The following is a 17797-nucleotide window of genomic DNA, read 5'->3' as shown; positions in this document are numbered from 1 at the left end:
TCTTAACCTGCCGCGATTTTTTGGCAGGTACCCGCCCGCTTGGGGCTATTTAGAAAGGGCATTAAGATGAAACTTTATATGAAACTGATGACCACAACGGCATTGGCGCTAAGCGTCGCGGCCTGCGGATCGTCGAAAGGGATCGACAAGGTCTTCGACGTCACCGACATAACGAAAGAGGCGCAGGCCAAACGGACCTTTGCCACAGATAAAGACGGCAATACGGTCGATGCTGGCGGTGCCATCGCAGCAGGCAAGACGCTGACCGCGCGTGCCGTCGGGGTGAGCCTGAAAAGCCTGAACCAAGAAACTGGCAAAACCAGCCTGAAATCCGGGGGAACGGCGTCTATCAGACGCAATGATGCGGGCGCGCTGACGGTGACCATCAACGGCGTAGAGAAAGCCTTTAAGCCAAGCGATATAACGGCCGAAGGCGATGGATATGAAGTGGACGGGGATGCCGGTTATATCGGTGTCTACAGCTACACGGACCCGATTGCGAACTTTCTGACCGCTGGCAATGGCTATTCGCAGGTGGTGGGAATCCAGCGTGACCTCAACGATCCCGATAACCCCGGATTGCATGAAAACGCTTTTGCGGTCATCGGCACCGAGACCGCGGACGCGGATCTGAAGACCTTGCCCAAGGCGGTCTATTCGGGTCGATCACGGGTGGATGTGATCCCGAATTCCGGTTTCAAATCGAACTCTGAAAGCCGATACAAAGTGCGCAGTGAGGTGGCGATGACGGCCGATTTCGGTGCGGGCGAAGTCTGGGGGACCATCGGCAATACAACGGTCCAAGACCCCGGAAGCGATGTACTTGATGCCATTGGCGGAACGGTCAAGATGAACAAGACCAGCTTTGATAATAACGGCTTTGCCGGGACGCTGACCGCTGACCAGACCTTCATCAACGAGCTGGAAGTCGACAGCGGATCAGGGACCTATTCCGGCGCGTTCTATGGGCCGGATGCTGACGAAGTTGCTGGCATTCTGAAACTGGGCCTAACCGACGGGGCTGAAAGCATGAACGGTAGCGGCTTCTTCACCGCCGACAAACAATAACGTCGGTACAACGGGATAGAGATGCGGGATCAAATTAAGGGTGCCGCTTCTCTGGGCGTGGGCATGACCTCAAGCCATGCCTGCGTCTCCCCATTATTTCATGTGGGAGACGCAGGGAAGAGATCAGGGTTCACGCCGATTTAACTGCTTGAGGGTTAAACCATGAAACATCTATTTTATGCCGCCCTGATGGGCGTTCTGTTAGTGTGGCAATCGCCTGGATCGGCGCAGGCCGCGACACCGCAAGACTATCTGAAACAGGGGGAGTATGACGCGGCGCGGTCTAGTCTGGCCAAGCTGGTGGCGAATGACCCCAACGGGCCGTTGCATCAGGCCTATCTGGAAGGGCAGATTTTGCTGCGGAAAAACCAGCCTGCGGCGGCGATTGAGTTGTTCCGCGATCTGGTGCGCATCGCGCCCGCCTATGAACCGGCCCGACGGGAGCTGACCTTGCTGCTGGCCCATCGTGGCGATGTGACCGCCGCGCGTTATCACGCAGAGCGGCTGGTGGCGGAAACCGCCGACGAACAGCTGCGGGCCGGGTTGCAGACCTACATCTTGAACAACACCTCGCGCAAACCCAGCGGCTTTGCGCTGCGGTTTGCGTTGCTGCCATCGTCGAACCAGACACGCGGCAGTGCCGAGCAGGAGATCTTGGTTGGCGGGGTGCCGTTCACGTTGAACCCCAGTTCGCGGGCGTCTTCGGGTGTGGGGCTGTCGATCGGCGGCACCGCATGGCGGCGCTGGCAGTGGAACGAGAAGTGGTCGGGCGTCGGCTCCGCCAGTCTGGATGCCAAGTTCTACGATTCAGCGTTGAACACCGAAACCACCGCCATCGCCCGTTTCGACATTATTCGTGGCGGGCAGCGGGGGCGGTTTTCGTTCGGCCCGATCACAGAGCTGAGCTTTTCGGATTCTGACATCGTGCGCCGCCGCTGGGGGGCAGAGGTGCGAGGAGCCTATCAGCTGCGTCCGCGTGATGTGGTGTCGGGGGCGCTGCGGTTCGATCGTCAGACCTATGACCAAAGCCCGTTTCGCGACGGGCACCGGATGCGGGCGTCGGCGTCGTATCAGCATCGGGTGACGCCGACGCTGGGGCTGTCGTTTGGCGTGTCGCACCTGCGCGAAACGACGCAGCGCGCGCATCTTGATCACCGTGAAACCGGCGTCTCGGTGGGCGTCGATAAGCAGTGGAAATCGGGCCTGTCTACCGGTGTGGTTCTTGCGTTTGAACACGACAAATACGACGGCATTTTCCCCGGTACGGTGACCCCACGCGAGGATGACACCACCAGCATCACCTTTACCATGCAGCACAACAAGTTGCAGATCGGGAAATACGTGCCGCGGATCACCTATACCTATACGCGGGCGAAATCGAATGTGGCCTTGTTCGATTATGACAGCCACGACATCGGGGCGAGCCTATCGATGAAGTTCTGAGAGGGGGGGGCGGTGGGCCCTTCCTGCAACCGCCTACTGTGTGCCCCGTTTAACCTGACAAAACACAGGTTTGCAGGACATTCGGAAAAGAGATCCACGTAAAACTTTCAAAAAATTGAATTAATTCGCCTACCTTACCTTGCGGGGCGTCGATCCGAGGTGCAGAAAGACGCCGTATCACGGTGTTCTGCAAAGCAAGGGAGACACGTATGAAAGACTGGAGCGCTTTGGCGAGCGGCCTTTATGATGGCAGCTTTCGCCCCATGTTCATCAATGGCAAATGGTGCCCGGCCCAATCGGGCGCAGAGATGGACGCATGCAATCCGGCAAACGGGTCTTTGTTGGCGACCGTGCCACAGGGTGGCACCGCGGATATAGATGCAGCGGTGAAAGCTGCCCGTGCAGCGTTCGAGGGGCCTTGGTCCAAGTTTACCCCGTTTGAGCGACAGGCGCTTTTGCTGCGTATTGCCGACAAGTTCGAGGCCGAGTGGGAAAGCCTGTGCCTGTCCGATACGCTCGATATGGGGATGCCGATCCAGCGGACGCTGGCCAACAGCCGTCGCGTGTTGGGGATGCTGCGGTTTTATGCGGGGCAGGCGGTGATGATCCACGGCCAGACGATCCCGAACTCCTTCCCCGGCGAGATTTATTCATCCACTGTGCGTGAACCCGTGGGCGTGGTGGGGGCGATCATTCCGTGGAATGCGCCAATCGCCGGTTCCGTCTGGAAGATCGCGCCCGCGCTTGCGACCGGCTGCACCGTGGTGCTGAAACCCTCCGAGGAAGCGTCGCTGACTGTGCTGATGATCGCACGGTTGATGCAAGAAGCGGGGCTGCCCGACGGGGTGCTGAATGTGGTGACCGGACTGGGGGCCGACGCCGGTGCGGCGCTGGCGGCGCATGCGGATGTGGACAAGATCGTGTTCACCGGTTCAACGGCCACCGGTCAGGCGATTGCCCGCGCGGCGACGGGTACATTGAAACGGGTTTCGCTCGAGCTGGGGGGGAAATCACCCGTTATCGTGTGCAAGGACGCGGATATCGACAAGGCGGTGCCCGTGGCCGCGATGTCTGTCTTTGCAAACTCGGGTCAGATTTGCATCGCCGGATCGCGGCTGTTTGTGGCGCGCGAAATCCATGATGAATTTACCCGCCGTGTGGCAGAGTTTGCCGCGGGACTGAAGATCGGGCAAGGGATTGACGAGGGGACTGACATAGGGCCCATCATCTCGGCCCGTCAGGCCGACCGGATTGCGGGCTTTTTGTCGGATGGTCCGGGTGAAGGCGCAACTGTCCTGACCGGCGGGCAACGCGCCGAAGGAGCTGCGCTGAAAGGCGGGCATTACATCCAGCCCACCGTTTTTAGCGGCGTCACCGACGACATGCGCATCGCCCGCGAAGAGATTTTCGGCCCCGTGATTTCTGCGCTTCCGTTTGATGATCTGGACGAGGTCGTCACCCGCGCCAATGACACGCCTTATGGGCTGGCTGCGGGTGTGTTTTCGACCAATCTGGGCACGGCGCACAAGCTGGCGCATCGGCTCAAGGCAGGCTCTGTCTGGGTGAATATGTACCACGCGATTGATCCGGCGGTGCCGTTTGGCGGGGTGAAGATGTCGGGTTATGGCCGCGAAGGCGGGACCGAGCATCTGGAAGAATATCTGGACACTAAAGCGATCTGGATCAACGCGGACTAAGCTGCGCGTAAAGTCGAAGGGGGAGGGGAACGATGAAAGTTGGTATTATCGGTGTTGGTCTGATGGGCCACGGGATTGCGCGGAACGTCTTGCGCAAGGGCAAGTTCGATCTGGGCTTTCTGGATCATCCGGGCAACCAGCCGGTGGATGAGATCACCGGCCTGGGCGCGGTCGCCTATGACACCCCTGCCGCGCTGGCGGCGGCGTGCGATGTGATTATTCTTTGCGTCACAGGATCGCCTCAGGTCGAGGCGATTGTGACCGGCACAGACGGGCTGGTTTCGGGGCTGAAGCCCGGTGCGGTGGTCGTCGATTGTTCGACCGCACTGCCCGACAGCACTCTGCGTATGGGGGCCGCCGTAAAGGACGCGGGCGGCGCCTATCTTGATGCGCCGATGACACGTACGGCGAAACACGCCCATGACGGCGCGCTGAACTTGTTGGTGGGTGGCGATGCCGCTGTACTGGAAAAAGTCCGACCTGTATTAGCGAGCTTTACCGACACGGTCGACCACGTTGGCGCGCTTGGCCACGGGCACCGGCTGAAGCTGCTGCATAACTATGTGTCGGTGGGGTTCATGACCCTGCTGGCCGAAGCCGCGGCACAGGCAGCCGATGCGCAGATCGATCCGCAGGTGTTTGTGGACGTTCTGGCTGGCGGGGGCGGGGCGAGTGTCGCGCTTGAGCGTCTGGCCCCCTACATCACGCAAGGCGACCGCGAAGGGCTGCCCTTTTTCGTCAGCAATGCACAAAAAGACATCGACTATTACCGCGCCATGTCGACCGCATCGGGCGCGCAGCAGACCGTCGCCGATAACGTCTCTGCTGCGCTCGCCCGAACGGTCGAGGCGGGGCATGGTCAGGCCTATGTGCCCGAGCTGGTAAAGTTGTTCAGGAAATCCCCGCAAGGCTAATGCAGCATTGCGCGGTACCACCGAGGCTGCATCTTGTCAGCTTTGGTGGGTTTAGATAGCACATCCACAAGGTTACTGGGAGGTTACCATGAAATTCAATCTGACACATTTTGCGGCTGCAAGCGCGTTTGTCGCTTTGGCTGGTCCTGCTGCTGCGCAAACCGAGATCAAGATCGGCTACGCACTGGCACCTGACAGCCACTACGGCGTCGCGGCGCAGAAGTTCGAAGAAGTCGTGCTGGCAGAGACCGGCGACCAGTTCACGTTCAAACACTTCCCGTCGTCGGGTCTGGGTGGCGAACGCGAAGTGATCGAGGGGCTGCAACTGGGCACCATCGAGGCGACGATCGTATCCTCGGGCACATTGGCAAACTTCGTGCCGTCCACCGGGGTCTTTGACATTCCGTTTCTGTTCAGCGGTCTGGACCACGCCCGCGCGGTGCTGGACGGACCCATCGGCCAAGAGATTTTGGGCGAGTTCGACAATGTTGGTTTGCACGGTCTGGCGTGGGGCGAACAAGGCTTTCGCCACATCACCAACAACCGCAATGCGATCCACACGCCCGCCGATGTCGAAGGGCTAAAGATCCGCACGATGGAAAACCCCGTGCACCTCGCGGCGTTTGACGCCATGGGTGCTGCCCCCACGCCGATGGCATGGCCCGAGGTGATTTCCTCGTTGCAGCAAGGTGTGATTGACGGGCAGGAAAACCCGCTGTCAGTGATCGTGTCGGTCAAGCTGAACGAAGTGCAGAAGTATCTGACCGTGTCGGGTCACGTCTATTCGCCCGCAATGCTGCTGGTGTCCAAACCGTTCTGGGAGGGGCTGGACGACGATCAGAAAGCCGCGATGGAAAAAGCCGCGACCGAAGCTGCTGCCGCGATGCGGGGTTATGTTGACGATGTGGAAACGTCGGGCGTGGAAACGCTGAAAGAGCGCGGGATGGAAGTGAACGTTCTGTCCGCCGAAGAGAAAGCAGCGTTTCAGGCGTCGATCAAATCGGCATATGAAGGCTACTATGAGACCTACAGCCAAGAGCTGGTCGACTCGATCGTAAACTTCGAGTGAGACAAAACCGCCGGCATCCAAAGGGTGCCGGCGACATCGGGCGAGGGGAAGCCGTGAAGAAACTGGAAACCATTTTCGTGGCGTTGAACGGTTGGGCGCTGATCCTCATGCTCTCTGCAATGACGCTGGTCGTCGGTGCCAATATCACGCTGCGCTATGTGACCGCGCATTCGCTGCCATGGGCGGACGAGGCGGCGCGCTATCTGATGATCTGGATGACCTTTTCCGGTGCCGGTCTTGTGCTGCGCACGGGCGGGCATGTGGCAATCACCAATCTGCAGGAGGCGCTACCTGACATCGGGCAAAAGCTGCTGCGGGCGGCGATCGCTCTGGGGCTTTTGGTCTTTTTCGGTTTTATGGTTTATGTCGGCATCCAGTACGCGCAGCGTATGCAGTATCAGGTGACCCCTGCGCTGCGGATACCTTTTCTTTATGTCTACGCTGCGATGCCGGTCGGGTTTGCCCTGTTGATCGTGCATCTGCTGCTGATTGTCCGCCCTTTCATTATGGCGGGGGATTACAAACGTATGGATGGTGACACCGCCGATCCTCTGCCCGGAGGCGCAAATGGCTGAGATCCTTTTTCCTGCGCTGTTCGTGCTGCTCGCACTTGGCTTGCCGGTGGCCTTCGCCATGGCGATTTCGGTGTTTGTCGCGCTGAGCTTTGGGTCGTCCTACCCAAATCTGGTGGTCGTGAAAGAGATGTTCTCGGGCCTCGATAGCTTTCCGTTGCTGGCGGTGCCGTTCTTTATCCTCGCGGCTGAAATCATGACCGGCGGGGCGGTGACCCTCGCGATGTTGCGGCTGGCCCAATCGCTGGTAGGGCATCTGAAGGGCGGGCTGGGGCATGCGAATGTGGTCAGCTCTGCCATGTTCGCGGGGATTTCGGGCTCCGCGCTTGCCGATGCGGCCGGGCCGGGAACGATGATGATCCGGATGATGGAAAAGGGCGGCTATGGCCGCGCCTATGCGGGGGCGTTGACCATCTCAAGCTCGGTCGTGGGGCCGATTATCCCGCCGTCGATCACAATGATTATTTACGCGATGCAGGACCAGCAGGTGTCCGTCGGATCGTTGTTCATGGCGGGCGTGCTGCCGGGTGTTCTGATCACCCTAGCGGTGCTGGTCGCCAATGCGCGGGTCAGCCACAAACGCGGCTATGCCAGTGGTGCGCCGATGCCACCCATCGCGGAAATCGCGCGGATCGCCCTCTACGCGCTGCCCGCGTTGATGCTCGTGGTGCTGATCGTCGGCGGTATCCGCTTTGGCGTGTTCACCCCGACCGAGGCCTCCGTGATCGCGGTGTTTTATGCGCTGTTCGTCGGTATGTTCATCTATCGGTCGCTGCATGTCGCGGACCTGCCTGCGATTATCTTGCGGGCGGCGTTGGTATCGGGGGCAGTGTTATTGATCCTTGGTGCGGCGCGGGCTTTCGCGTGGATACTCATTATCGAAGGCGTGCCGCAGTTTCTGGCGGAAACCATCATCGCATGGGACCTGTCGCCGATTGTCTTTCTGCTTGCGGTGAATGCGCTGCTGCTGGTGTTTGGTCTGTTCATGGACCCGCTGCCCGGGGTGATGATCCTTGTGCCGATCCTTGCACCGATCAGCTTTGCCCTTGGGATTGATCCGGATCATTTCGCGATTATCGTGATCGTCAACCTGACCCTTGGCCTGACCACCCCGCCAGTGGGGAGTCTGATTTTCGTGGTCTCGTCGGCAGTGAACATCAAACCCTCTGCCCTGATCAAAGAGATGCCGCCGTTTTTTATCGCTTTGATGGTCGCGCTGCTGCTGATCACCTTTATCCCTGCGCTGTCCACGTGGTTGCCAACGCTCAGTGGTTTCTAAGGGCAACTGTCCTTTGTTATCGGCCTGTTTGCCAAGGATAAATGCCAATTTAACCCTGCCTTAAGCATAATAAACTTTCCCAGATTCGTGAACTGTGGTCATGTTGGGGAAAAAGTTGGGCAGGCAATGACAATAACTTATGCAGCAGCGCGCAATGCGCCGATGTTGGCGTTGGAAGATGAACGTGTCCTGCTAAAGGATTGGCAGGACAGCAAAGATAAGTTCGCACTTGAATCCTTGGTGCTTTCTCATGCGCGTATCGTGTTCTACTGGGCAAGGAAGCTCAGCGATAATCAAGCCGAACGCGAAGACCTGATTTCAGAGGGTATATTGGGTCTGATCCACGCCGCCGATCTGTTTGATTTGGACCGTGATGTGCGCTTTTCGACCTATGCGAAATGGTGGGTCAAGAACGCGACAATGACGGCGCGCAATCACTTGCGTACAATCGTTGAGACACCGGCGGGCGTGCAACGCACTGTGCAGCATTCGATTGATGACGACGAAAGCTTTGCGCTACTTGCTTCCGAAGACCCCAACCCCGAAGAAGCGGTGATCGCGCAATCGTCGCAAAGTTTGATCCGCGCCCGTCTGTTTGAAGCGATGGCCTTGCTGCCAGCGATGGACCGCGAGGTGCTGCAAGCGCGTACGCTTCGGCAGCCACCAGAGAGCATCCAAGATTTAGCGACCCGGATGGAGGTCACGCCGGCCAAGCTGCGCCAGATTGAACGCCGCGCGATGACACGGTTGAAATACGAACTCGCTGCACGTGGCGTTCTGACCAGCAAGATGCATTGATATGAATGTCGCTCTCTCAGCCTTGATGACGGGACAGTCGGGTGTGAAACCGGGCAAGGGCGATGCCGCTGTGCCCGAAGGATTTGCCGCATTGATGGGGGAGGTGCCCACGGGCGAGGCGGGGGTCGTTGTAGCACCGTTCACCGTGGCAGCGGAGGGTGAGGCTGTTTTGCTGACGGGCGAGAGTGCCACTGCTGAAGGCACTGCAGATGCGATAGATGTCGGGATGACTGCGATGGAAGGGGGCGATCCTACGGCCCTGTCGATGGAGCCGCCTTTTGCTGGCTTGATGAATGCACCGCAGACGACGGTGCCTGTGATGTCATTGGCATCGGGAATGGCTACTGGCGGGCCGGTCGTGGCGGCACTTCAGGTTTCGATGCAGGCCAATGGCACCGGCGATAATGGGCATGTTATTTCGTTGGCACCGACAGTTGTGGCACCTGCCGCTGATCCGCTCGGGGTAGGTTTGACGCAGGCAGGGGTGACGGCCTCAGCACAGACGGCAAGCGCACCGTCGGTCGTGTCAACGGCTGCTGCGGTTGTGCCCATGGCTGATGGTGACGTCGCTGCGCCCGCGATCCAGACACCGGTCGTCGTGCAAGCTGCGACTTCAGCGACGGCAGCAACTCAACAACCTGTCGTTGCTGTCGCGGAAGTTCAAACCGTTGCGCAGACACAAGCGGCCCCTGGTATCCAAGCTGTCCCTAAACCGCAGTTTAGTGACAAAGTAACCGCGGCTCAGCGTACACCCTCGCAGACTGTGGCCCCCGTGATCGAAGGGGCCGTTGCTCAGGATAGCCCTGTTGATACCGATACCCCCGTTGCGCCGCTACGGCAGGCGACTTTTGGGGCAGAGCAGCCAACCTTCCTCAACAACGCCGCCGCGCAGGGCAAACCCGCGCTTGATCTGACTGCAAAGCTGCGCCCCGCGGATGTGTTGCCGGCGCAACCGGTCGAAAGTAACCCGTTGGTCTTGGCCGATCAGGCGAGCGACCTGAAAGCGGCCGCGCCAAGCCCTGAAATGCAAAGCAAGCCCGCCCCAAAACCCTTTGCCGATGCGCTGATCTCGCAGGTGAAGTCCGTTGAGGCAAAAGAGGGACGCACGTCGGTCAGCCTGCATCCGCGCGGTTTGGGGCAGATCGAGATCGATGTCGTGACGGACAAGGAACATGGCACCCGCGTCGTCGTGCGCGTTGAAAACCCCGCCGTGCTGCAAACGCTGCGCGATGAACGGCAACTGCTGGCGCAGGGCCTCGGGTTCACCGATGCGGGTAGCTTTGAATTCCAGCAAGGTTTCTCGGAGGATCGTACACGCGACCAACTACAGCCCCATGTGCCGCTTGGCGGGGGAAATGACGACGGAGCGGGCACTTTGCCCGCTGGCGTTCAGCACAAAAATGTGGTGGATGACGGACAACTTGATATTCTCACCTAAGGGGGTGTGATCCATGCTTACAAGCCAGACACTGTTGAACAACGTCACCAGCACGAGCCAGAGCTCGGCGCAGGATTCACTGGGCCAGCTGGGGGAAGACTATACCAAATTCCTGACCCTGCTGACGGCGCAAATCCAGAACCAGGATCCGCTTGAACCGGTCGACAGCACACAGTTCGTGGCACAGTTGGCGCAACTGTCGCAGGTCGAACAAGCGGTGCAGACTAACACCCAGCTCGAGACGCTGACCAGCCAGATCAGCGGCTTGCTGAACCTTGGCGGTACGGAACTTTTGGGGCGCGACGTGACGGTACAATCCGACGTGGTGATGCTGGCGGATGGCAAGACGGCCTCTACCTATGAGGTTGGTGCCGGTGCGTCTAATGTGACAGCGAAGATCTTTGACCCGCTGGGGCGGAATGTGCGCACGATGACCGGCTTGCCCGCGGTATCCGGCACATCGAACCCGCTCGAATGGGACGGTCTCGATGATTATGGCAATGCGCAATTGGCGGGGAAATATACTGTCGTACTGACCGCGAAAGACGCGGCGGGCAACAACATCTCGATCCAGCCGTCCCGCAGTGCCCGCGTCGAAGACGTGCGCTTTCGCGAGGGAGAGATCATTTTTGGTCTGGATGGCGGTGAAACGGCATCGTCAATCACCGTGAAGTCAGCCAGCTAACTACGGATCTTTTAGTCGCGCAGGCTGATATTGCTGTAAAAGCTGTTCAGCCGCGCGGTACGTACCGCTGGAAAATTAACGTATAATTTGCGTACGATCTGCGCGGCAAGCTCCGCCTTGCGGGTTTCTTCCGCGATCGGTTGCGCAAGGCTTTGGTCTGTTTCGGCCAGTTCGGCAATCGCTGACACGGTGGCGTCGCGCAAACGGGCACGCCCCACGGCACCGTTGATCTCGTGAAAAGACACTTCCCCCATGACAAAGACATCCATGTCGAACATCAGATGCAGGACCTTGCGACTTTGCATAATCTGCATGGTGAACTTGCCTAGAGGCATTTTGAACATCAGTTCTTGCGTCACCGCCTGACCGGAGGGAGCCGAAGGCGTCGGCCGCATAAAGCGTTCGCCGACATAGCCCATGGCCCCTGCGCCTATAACGCATGCGGCTATGATGATGTATTTAATCACAGCCGCGGCCCGCGTCAGTAGGGCAGGAACACTTCAAGCGCGTCCTGACCGTAGCGTGCAGTTTGTACCGTCGAAATCTGTCCGCGTCCGCCATAAGTGATCCGCGCTTCGGCGATCTTGTCATAGTCGATGGTGTTGCCGACGTTGATATCCGACTGGCGGATGATACCGGCGATGCGGAGCTCGCGCAGTTCGTTGTTCACCTTGACCTCCTGGCGCCCTGCGATCACGAAATTTCCGTTTGGCAGGGTCTGGATGACAAGCGCTGCGACGCGCAGACGAATGCTTTCGTTGCGGCGGATCGATCCTTCGCCTTCGCTTGATGAGCTGCTGGAAAGCCCGATCAGTTTCCCGCTTTCAGTGGAGGTATCAAAGTTCAGGATATCGGGGTCATCAACCCCTGTCGACGACGAGCGGCTGCGCCCGGTGGCGTTTTGCAGCTGCGCACGGTCATCAATATCGATCAGGACAGTCACAAGGTCACCGACGTCTCCCGCGCGGCGGTCTTGAAACAGACGCGGTGTGGATTTGCTCCAGAGGCTGGCCTGATCCGCACGTTTGGGCTGGTCGGCTGGCGTGGGCAGGGGCATCGGAATGCTGATGCGGTTGACCTCGCCCATATGCTCCGGGCTGAGCGTCAGATCGCTGACCGTCGGGTTGTGGGTTTCCTTGAAGTCACCACAGGCTGAAAGCAAAAGCGCCGACGCCGCAAGGATGCAGCCCAAGCGGGCGGGAAAACGAAGGGATGTCATTGTACGACCTCGACGACGCCTGCTGCCATCGCGATGGTGGACAGGGCCTTGTTGCTGGAAAGGTTGACGACGCGTAGTTCCTGCCCCTTGTGGGCATCATCCAGGGCGCGTCCTTTTGCGGTCAGTTGCAGCCCGCCATGGGTCAAGCGGATCTTAACTTTTTCGCCGCGGCTGATGATACGGGGCGGCATGACTGAATTGCGGGGCACGGGGCGACCGGTCACCAACATGCGCCGGACCTGCTGCCCGACAAGTTGTTCATATTCGTTGATCGCATAGCTCCCGACCCGCTGCATGGGCATCTCGACCAGCGACACATCTTGCGCGCGCACGATTTCGTCGGGCACGATACGGCGGTTCGGGACCGGTACGGTCAGCGTGACCATCGCCAAGCCCCAGACCCGCTGCGGCAGACCGCTGTCCGTCACGATATTCGCGATAAATTGGCCCGAGTCAGGATCGATCCAGAACTCTTGGACAAAGTTCCCTTCCTTGATCATCCCCTCGGCCATGCGGATTTCCAGCTTGGCTTTTGCGGGCAGAGTTGCGCCCAGTTCTCCCACAGCACGTTCTTCGATCAGGTCAGTCACCGACACGGATTGCGCGGCTGCAGGGCCCGGGACCATAAAGGTCGCAAGCTGGAACAGGACGAACAGGGCAATGGCAACACGTTTCATCGGTCTAACCCGTTACTTGATCTGGTTGGTTGTGGTCATGATCTGATCGGCGGTTTCAATCGCTTTCGAGTTCATCTCGTAGGCGCGCTGTGCCGAGATCAGATCGGTGATTTGCTGGATAATATTAACGTTCGACTGCTCAAGATAGCCTTGGCGCGTGATGCCGACGCCGGGGGTGCCTGGGACGTTTTGCACAGGCTCACCGGATGCGGCTGTCTGCTCCATCAAGTTGTCGCCGACAGGTTTCAGGCCGGCCTCGTTCAGGAAAGTCGCAAAGTTCAACTGACCGAGTTCCACCGGTTCAGGCTGGTTTTCGACATACGCCATGACCACGCCTTCTTGGTTGATCTCGACCTGACGGGTCAGCTCTGGTACGATGATCGCGGGTTCGACCTCATAGCCGTTTAGCGTGACCAATTGACCTTCGGCGCTAAGCTGGAAATTCCCATCGCGGGTGAATGCCTGTGTCCCGTCGGGGCGGTTAACGGTGAAATAGCCGCGCCCTTCGATGGCGAGGTCCATTTGGTTTTCCGTCTGGATCAACCCGCCTTGCATGTTGTGGCGGATCACCCCTGCCGCTTGGACACCTAGGCCAATATCAGTGCCTACGGGCCGCGCAGTGCCTTCTTCCGAGGTCAACGAACCGGCGCTGGCAAAGCTTTGATAAACCAGATCCTGAAACGCCGCACGACCGCTTTTAAAACCGGTGGTGTTTGCGTTGGCGATGTTGTTGGCGATGACATCAACGTTGGTTTGCTGTGCCAACATCCCTGTGGCCGCGATCCCGAGTGCTTTCATCTTATGCTCCTTTCGGGGGCGTTATACGCGCCCAAGTTTCTGGATGGCTGTGCGGGTCAGATCATCGTCAGACCCCATCAGCTTGACCGAGTTTTCATAGGCCCGCTGGATGTCGATAAGCCGGGTCATTTCAAGGACAGCGTTCACGTTGCTGCCTTCGACAAAGCCCTGTTTGACCTGCGGATTTTCCATCTGCTGTGGCTGGCCTGCATTGGGGGGCAGTTGATACATGCCCGCGCCCATCGGCAGCATCTGCGCCGCTTGGTTAATCGCCACAACGCTGACCGCCCCCAGTACGGCACCTTGTGGGTTAGTGACCGTGCCGCTGGTCGTGATCACCACCTCGTCACCCACGTCATCGGGCAAGACCACGGGGCCGCCGCCGACACCTAGCAGGGGCATGCCGCCTGCGGTTTTCAACTGACCGTCCACGTCGACCACAAGGCGCCCGTGGCGGCTATAGCCCGTCTCGCCGCCGGGCATCTGAAACTGGAACCAGCCTTCACCGGCAATAGCGATGTCCATCGGGTTGCCGGTTTGCGTGAGAGGGCCGTCGGAGAGTTCGAGGTAGGTCCCGCTTTCGCGCACATAATTGATGGCGTCTTGACCGCTGCCATCTGGGACAGATTGGGTCACAGGGTGGATCGCCTTGTAGCCCGAGGTTGTGGCGTTGGCGAGGTTATGCGCCGCAGTATCCATGCTGCGCGTCAGCGCGGTTGCCTGAGAAAGCGACACGTAACTGATATTGGTCATCTCATCCCCCGATGGTGCTAACGCAAAGCAAAAACCGCATTGTACATGTTATTGCAAATATAAATTTTCATGAATACAAGGATAAGGCAAGCTGTAATTACCATACCAAGGATAGTTGTGCGCCGATATATTTGTCTTACTGTGCTGAAAGGGGCGCTGGTTCTTGCTGTTCCGGCGGGTGTCCTTGTGGCGGCGCCGACAGATGTCGTGGATACTCTTGACCACAGTATTTTAGATGCGGGGCGGAGCTGGCGGCGCGATGTGGATTTGCGGCGTTGGTCTGCGGATGGCTTGCGCGCCGATATGCGGCACAACATCGACAAGCTGGGCCGCCAGCGCGGCCCCGACCAGGTAGGCGTGATGCTGGATATCGCAGAGCTGTATCTGTCACATATGCTGCTGGACGAGGCAGGGGCGATACTGGCCGATATGACTCCTGACACCCCCGGCCCCACGCGTCGTCATCGGGCGCTATCGGACGCGGTGCGGCTGCTCGCGGGGGAAGCCCCGACGGCTATGACGCCACCTTTTTCGACCTCTCCGCTGGCGGGTAGTCGACCGGATCGGGCCTTTTGGGCCAGCCTCGATGCTATCGCGACATCGGATGTGCGGCGGCTGTCTCTCAATATCGAGGCCAGCTTTGGCGGGCTCAGCACGCAGCCTGAATCGGTTGTACGCGCGGTGCTGCCGGTTCTGCTAGAGGCGGCGATAGAGTTGGACAAGCGCGAATATGTCGATGCGACGCTGCGCTTGATGGATGAAATGCCGGATCTCGCGGGTGCCTCGTCCGGCACATTCCTGCGTGCACGGGCGGCACAAAAGCGGGGCGATGCCGCTACGGCGCTTAGGACCTATCTAGAGGCCGCCGAGGGCTGGGACCAATATGCCGTGCGTGCGCGGATGGCGGTGGCGGATATGGCGCTTGCCGAGGGCGGGAAGGGGGCGTTGCTTGCCGCACAATCGACCCTAAAGAGCGGATCAGAGGCGTGGCGCGGCGGTCGTTATGAGCTGGAAGTGTTGTATCGCCAAGAGCGCGTCTATCATGCGCTTGGCAATGATCCCGAAGCGGTGCTGGCGCTTGGCCGAATATTGCTGCGCTTCCCCGAGCGAGCCGAGGCGGCCTCGATCGAGGCACGTGCACAAGAATTGTTGGCGCGCATCTATGCTGCGGGGGGTGAGGGGCAATATCCCTTGTCAGCGTGGATGGCGCTACACCTACGGCTGCTGCCACATTTTCGGTACACCGAAGGGTTCACGGCGCAGATCGAAACGTTGGGCGACTATGTGCTGAAGCTCGGGTCAACCGACCTTGCTGCCAAGGAATACCGCCGTGCGGTGCGCATCTTGCAAGAAAAGCAGGAAGAACAGGGTGCGTCGCGTGAAGCGGATATTTTCCGCCTGCACCTGAAGCTTGCGCAGGCACAGATGCGCGGCGGTCAGTTCGCTGAGGCCCGGCTGACGCTCGAGGTGATGGACCCAAGCGTCGCGCCAGACCTGACGCAGGCGCATCAGACGTTGTTGGCAGAAGCCCTGTCAAAACTGGGGGATAAGCCCGCGTTGTTGAGAGCGTCGGTCAACACGCCGACGGCACAACATCTGCGCGATGTTGCCTTGGCGCTGTCCGAAGAAGAGCGCTGGCCGCAGGCATCAGATGCTTTATCGCAGCTTTGGCGGGACTACCCCCAGGCTTTTTCCTTGCAGGATGCCACACGGTTGCTGATTGCGGCCTACCGGTCCGAAGATCAGGGCACGCTAGAGAAGGTTACCCGATCCTTTCCTAGCCTTACGCCGTCTAAAGATCTGATATCACTCGCAAATAGTATTTCAGAAACACGCGACGGGGTTGACCCGCTAAGCGCAGACAGCGCTGCAAAGCGGCTGGAGCAGCTGGAAAACGCTTTTGAAAGTATCGCCAATTCAGGGATATCTCCATGAACTCGCATCCTGATGCGTCGAAATTGCAAGGTTAGGCAAAAATAAAACGCAAAAATTTAACCTTCTTTAAACTAATTCGTCTATTTGTCCTATTAGGCAAGAATACCAAGAACGATAACGAGGTAGTAATATGAGCATTTCAAGTGCGCTTCAGACCGGTGTCAGCGGGTTGCGCGCCAACTCCAAAGCGGTTGGCAGCATCTCCGAGAACATCGCAAACTCGAACACAGTGGGGTACCGCCGCGGGTTCGCGCATATGGTCACGACCACGGCTTCGGGCGGAAATGGTGACGGGGTTTTGTCGGTTAATGCCGTCGAAGAGATAGACATCTCGACGGCGGGCGGCTTGATCTCGACCAACTCCCCTACCGATCTGGCGATCGGCGGGAACGGTTTTTTCTCGGTGTCGATGAACCCGAACGAGACAGTTCAGACCAACTATATGCTCACACGTGCGGGATCTTTCCTGCCGGATGAAAAGGGCAATCTGCAAAACGCGGCCGGATATTACCTTGCCGGCTATCCCTACCAGCTGGATGGCGGCATCGGATCCGTCGACCGCACATCGTTTAGCGATATGGAGACCGTAAACATCGGTAACCTGAATATCTCTGCCGGGGTGACGACGACCATTTCTTCCTTTGGCAACCTACCGTCGCAAGATACGGGGCAGGCCGAACCCGGTGCGCCTTTTGTGACATCATCGGAAGTGTTTACCGCCTTGGGCGAAAGCCAGCGGGTGAGCTTTTCCTGGGCCCCCGGCACGACGGCAAATACATGGGATCTGGCAATCGCGGACCAGAACGGCGATGCCTTGGGCAGCGTCACGATGGAATTCAACAACGCAGGCCCCGCAGCCGGTTCGCCGCTGGGGTATACAAACGCCACGTCGACCGCGACAGCGCCGGCTGCGTTCTCAGTTGATCCCGCGACAGGCGTGGCGACTATCACGTTGAATAACGGTGTCGTCCCGCAAGAAATCGACATTACCCTGGGCAAGCCGGGTGGCTTTGACGGGATCAGCCAGTTCGCAGGTGACTTTAGCCTCGCGTTTGATCGCGACGGGTCCAGCGCCGGGGAACTGGTACGTACCGAGATCACCGAAGAGGGCACTTTGTTCGGCATTTTCGACAATGGTATGCGCCGCGCCCTATACGATATTCCTGTCGCTGTTGTGGCCAACCCCAACGGGCTGGTCGAGGTGAAGGGCAACGCCTATCGCCTGTCTGGCGAGACCGGGTCGTTCTCTGCGTTGCAGGCCAACTCCTCTACCGTCGGGTCGATCAACGCCGGGGCGCTTGAAGGCTCTAACGTGGACATTGCGCAAGAGATGACCGATTTGATCAAGGCGCAGCGCGCGTTTTCTACCAACGCCAAAGTTATCACGACCGTCGACGATATGATGGATGAAACCACCCGTCTGAAGCGTTAATCCAGACGGTTTGACCGGAG

At 59.0% G+C, this 17797-nt stretch carries 17 protein-coding genes; 12 read left to right on the top strand and 5 right to left on the bottom strand.

Annotation, left to right across the window (positions count from 1 at the left end; genetic code table 11):
* The first annotated feature begins 66 nt into the window (after positions 1–66).
* The 10 genes from ACVBAU_RS16960 (at position 67) to ACVBAU_RS16915 (ending at position 10963) form a co-directional block, all read left to right on the top strand.
* Positions 67–1068, top strand: coding sequence for a transferrin-binding protein-like solute binding protein (locus ACVBAU_RS16960; RefSeq protein WP_448329216.1), 1002 nt, complete (start codon positions 67–69; stop codon positions 1066–1068).
* A gap of 162 nt (positions 1069–1230) precedes the next feature.
* Complete coding sequence (locus ACVBAU_RS16955) at positions 1231–2511, top strand: surface lipoprotein assembly modifier (protein ID WP_448329214.1); 1281 nt, start codon at positions 1231–1233, stop codon at positions 2509–2511.
* A 209-nt stretch (positions 2512–2720) separates the two neighbouring features.
* A complete protein-coding gene (locus tag ACVBAU_RS16950; protein WP_448329212.1) occupies positions 2721–4208 on the top strand; it encodes an aldehyde dehydrogenase family protein in 1488 nt (495 codons plus the stop codon).
* A 32-nt stretch (positions 4209–4240) separates the two neighbouring features.
* Positions 4241–5122 (top strand): NAD(P)-dependent oxidoreductase, encoded by an 882-nt coding sequence (locus ACVBAU_RS16945; protein ID WP_448329210.1) that lies wholly within the window; start codon positions 4241–4243, stop codon positions 5120–5122.
* Positions 5123–5210: 88 nt separating this feature from the next.
* The gene (locus tag ACVBAU_RS16940) at positions 5211–6191 is read left to right on the top strand and encodes a TRAP transporter substrate-binding protein (protein ID WP_323804100.1); all 981 of its coding nucleotides are present in this window, start codon (positions 5211–5213) and stop codon (positions 6189–6191) included.
* A 53-nt stretch (positions 6192–6244) separates the two neighbouring features.
* A complete protein-coding gene (locus ACVBAU_RS16935) occupies positions 6245–6766 on the top strand; it encodes a TRAP transporter small permease (RefSeq protein ID WP_448329207.1) in 522 nt (173 codons plus the stop codon).
* Positions 6759–8042 carry a TRAP transporter large permease gene (locus tag ACVBAU_RS16930; protein WP_448329205.1) on the top strand — a complete coding sequence of 428 codons (1284 nt, stop codon included), beginning with the start codon at positions 6759–6761 and terminating at the stop codon, positions 8040–8042. Before ACVBAU_RS16935 ends, ACVBAU_RS16930 begins: the two co-directional genes overlap by 8 nt.
* A gap of 126 nt (positions 8043–8168) precedes the next feature.
* Entirely contained in the window at positions 8169–8840 is a 672-nt protein-coding gene (locus ACVBAU_RS16925) for a sigma-70 family RNA polymerase sigma factor (protein ID WP_323804097.1), read from the top strand.
* 1 nt (position 8841) lies between these two features.
* Positions 8842–10278, top strand: a complete 1437-nt coding sequence (locus tag ACVBAU_RS16920) for a flagellar hook-length control protein FliK (RefSeq protein WP_448329203.1) — start codon at positions 8842–8844, stop codon at positions 10276–10278.
* A gap of 13 nt (positions 10279–10291) precedes the next feature.
* Positions 10292–10963 (top strand): flagellar hook assembly protein FlgD, encoded by a 672-nt coding sequence (locus tag ACVBAU_RS16915; RefSeq protein ID WP_448329202.1) that lies wholly within the window; start codon positions 10292–10294, stop codon positions 10961–10963.
* 11 nt (positions 10964–10974) lie between these two features.
* Here ACVBAU_RS16915 and ACVBAU_RS16910 read toward each other — a convergent pair whose 3' ends face one another.
* The 5 genes from ACVBAU_RS16910 to ACVBAU_RS16890 form a co-directional block, all read right to left on the bottom strand.
* Entirely contained in the window at positions 10975–11382 is a 408-nt protein-coding gene (locus ACVBAU_RS16910) for a flagellar biosynthesis protein FlgH (protein ID WP_448329200.1), read from the bottom strand.
* Positions 11383–11444: 62 nt separating this feature from the next.
* Entirely contained in the window at positions 11445–12182 is a 738-nt protein-coding gene (locus ACVBAU_RS16905) for a flagellar basal body L-ring protein FlgH (protein WP_448329198.1), read from the bottom strand.
* Entirely contained in the window at positions 12179–12859 is a 681-nt protein-coding gene (gene flgA / locus ACVBAU_RS16900; RefSeq protein WP_448329196.1) for a flagellar basal body P-ring formation chaperone FlgA, read from the bottom strand. Before flgA ends, ACVBAU_RS16905 begins: the two co-directional genes overlap by 4 nt.
* Before the next feature lie 12 nt (positions 12860–12871).
* A complete protein-coding gene (gene flgG, locus ACVBAU_RS16895) occupies positions 12872–13657 on the bottom strand; it encodes a flagellar basal-body rod protein FlgG (RefSeq protein ID WP_093732868.1) in 786 nt (261 codons plus the stop codon).
* A 21-nt stretch (positions 13658–13678) separates the two neighbouring features.
* Positions 13679–14410 (bottom strand): flagellar hook basal-body protein, encoded by a 732-nt coding sequence (locus ACVBAU_RS16890; protein ID WP_448329194.1) that lies wholly within the window; start codon positions 14408–14410, stop codon positions 13679–13681.
* 117 nt (positions 14411–14527) lie between these two features.
* Between ACVBAU_RS16890 and ACVBAU_RS16885 the strand changes: the two genes are divergently transcribed.
* Entirely contained in the window at positions 14528–16345 is a 1818-nt protein-coding gene (locus ACVBAU_RS16885; protein WP_448329192.1) for a tetratricopeptide repeat protein, read from the top strand.
* A gap of 130 nt (positions 16346–16475) precedes the next feature.
* A complete protein-coding gene (locus ACVBAU_RS16880; RefSeq protein ID WP_448329190.1) occupies positions 16476–17777 on the top strand; it encodes a flagellar hook protein FlgE in 1302 nt (433 codons plus the stop codon).
* The last annotated feature ends 20 nt before the right edge of the window (positions 17778–17797 follow it).

Source organism: Sulfitobacter sp. M13, assembly GCF_053474885.1.
The sequence above is the reverse complement of the archived record's forward strand: the minus strand, read 5'-3'. Positions and strand labels throughout refer to the sequence as shown.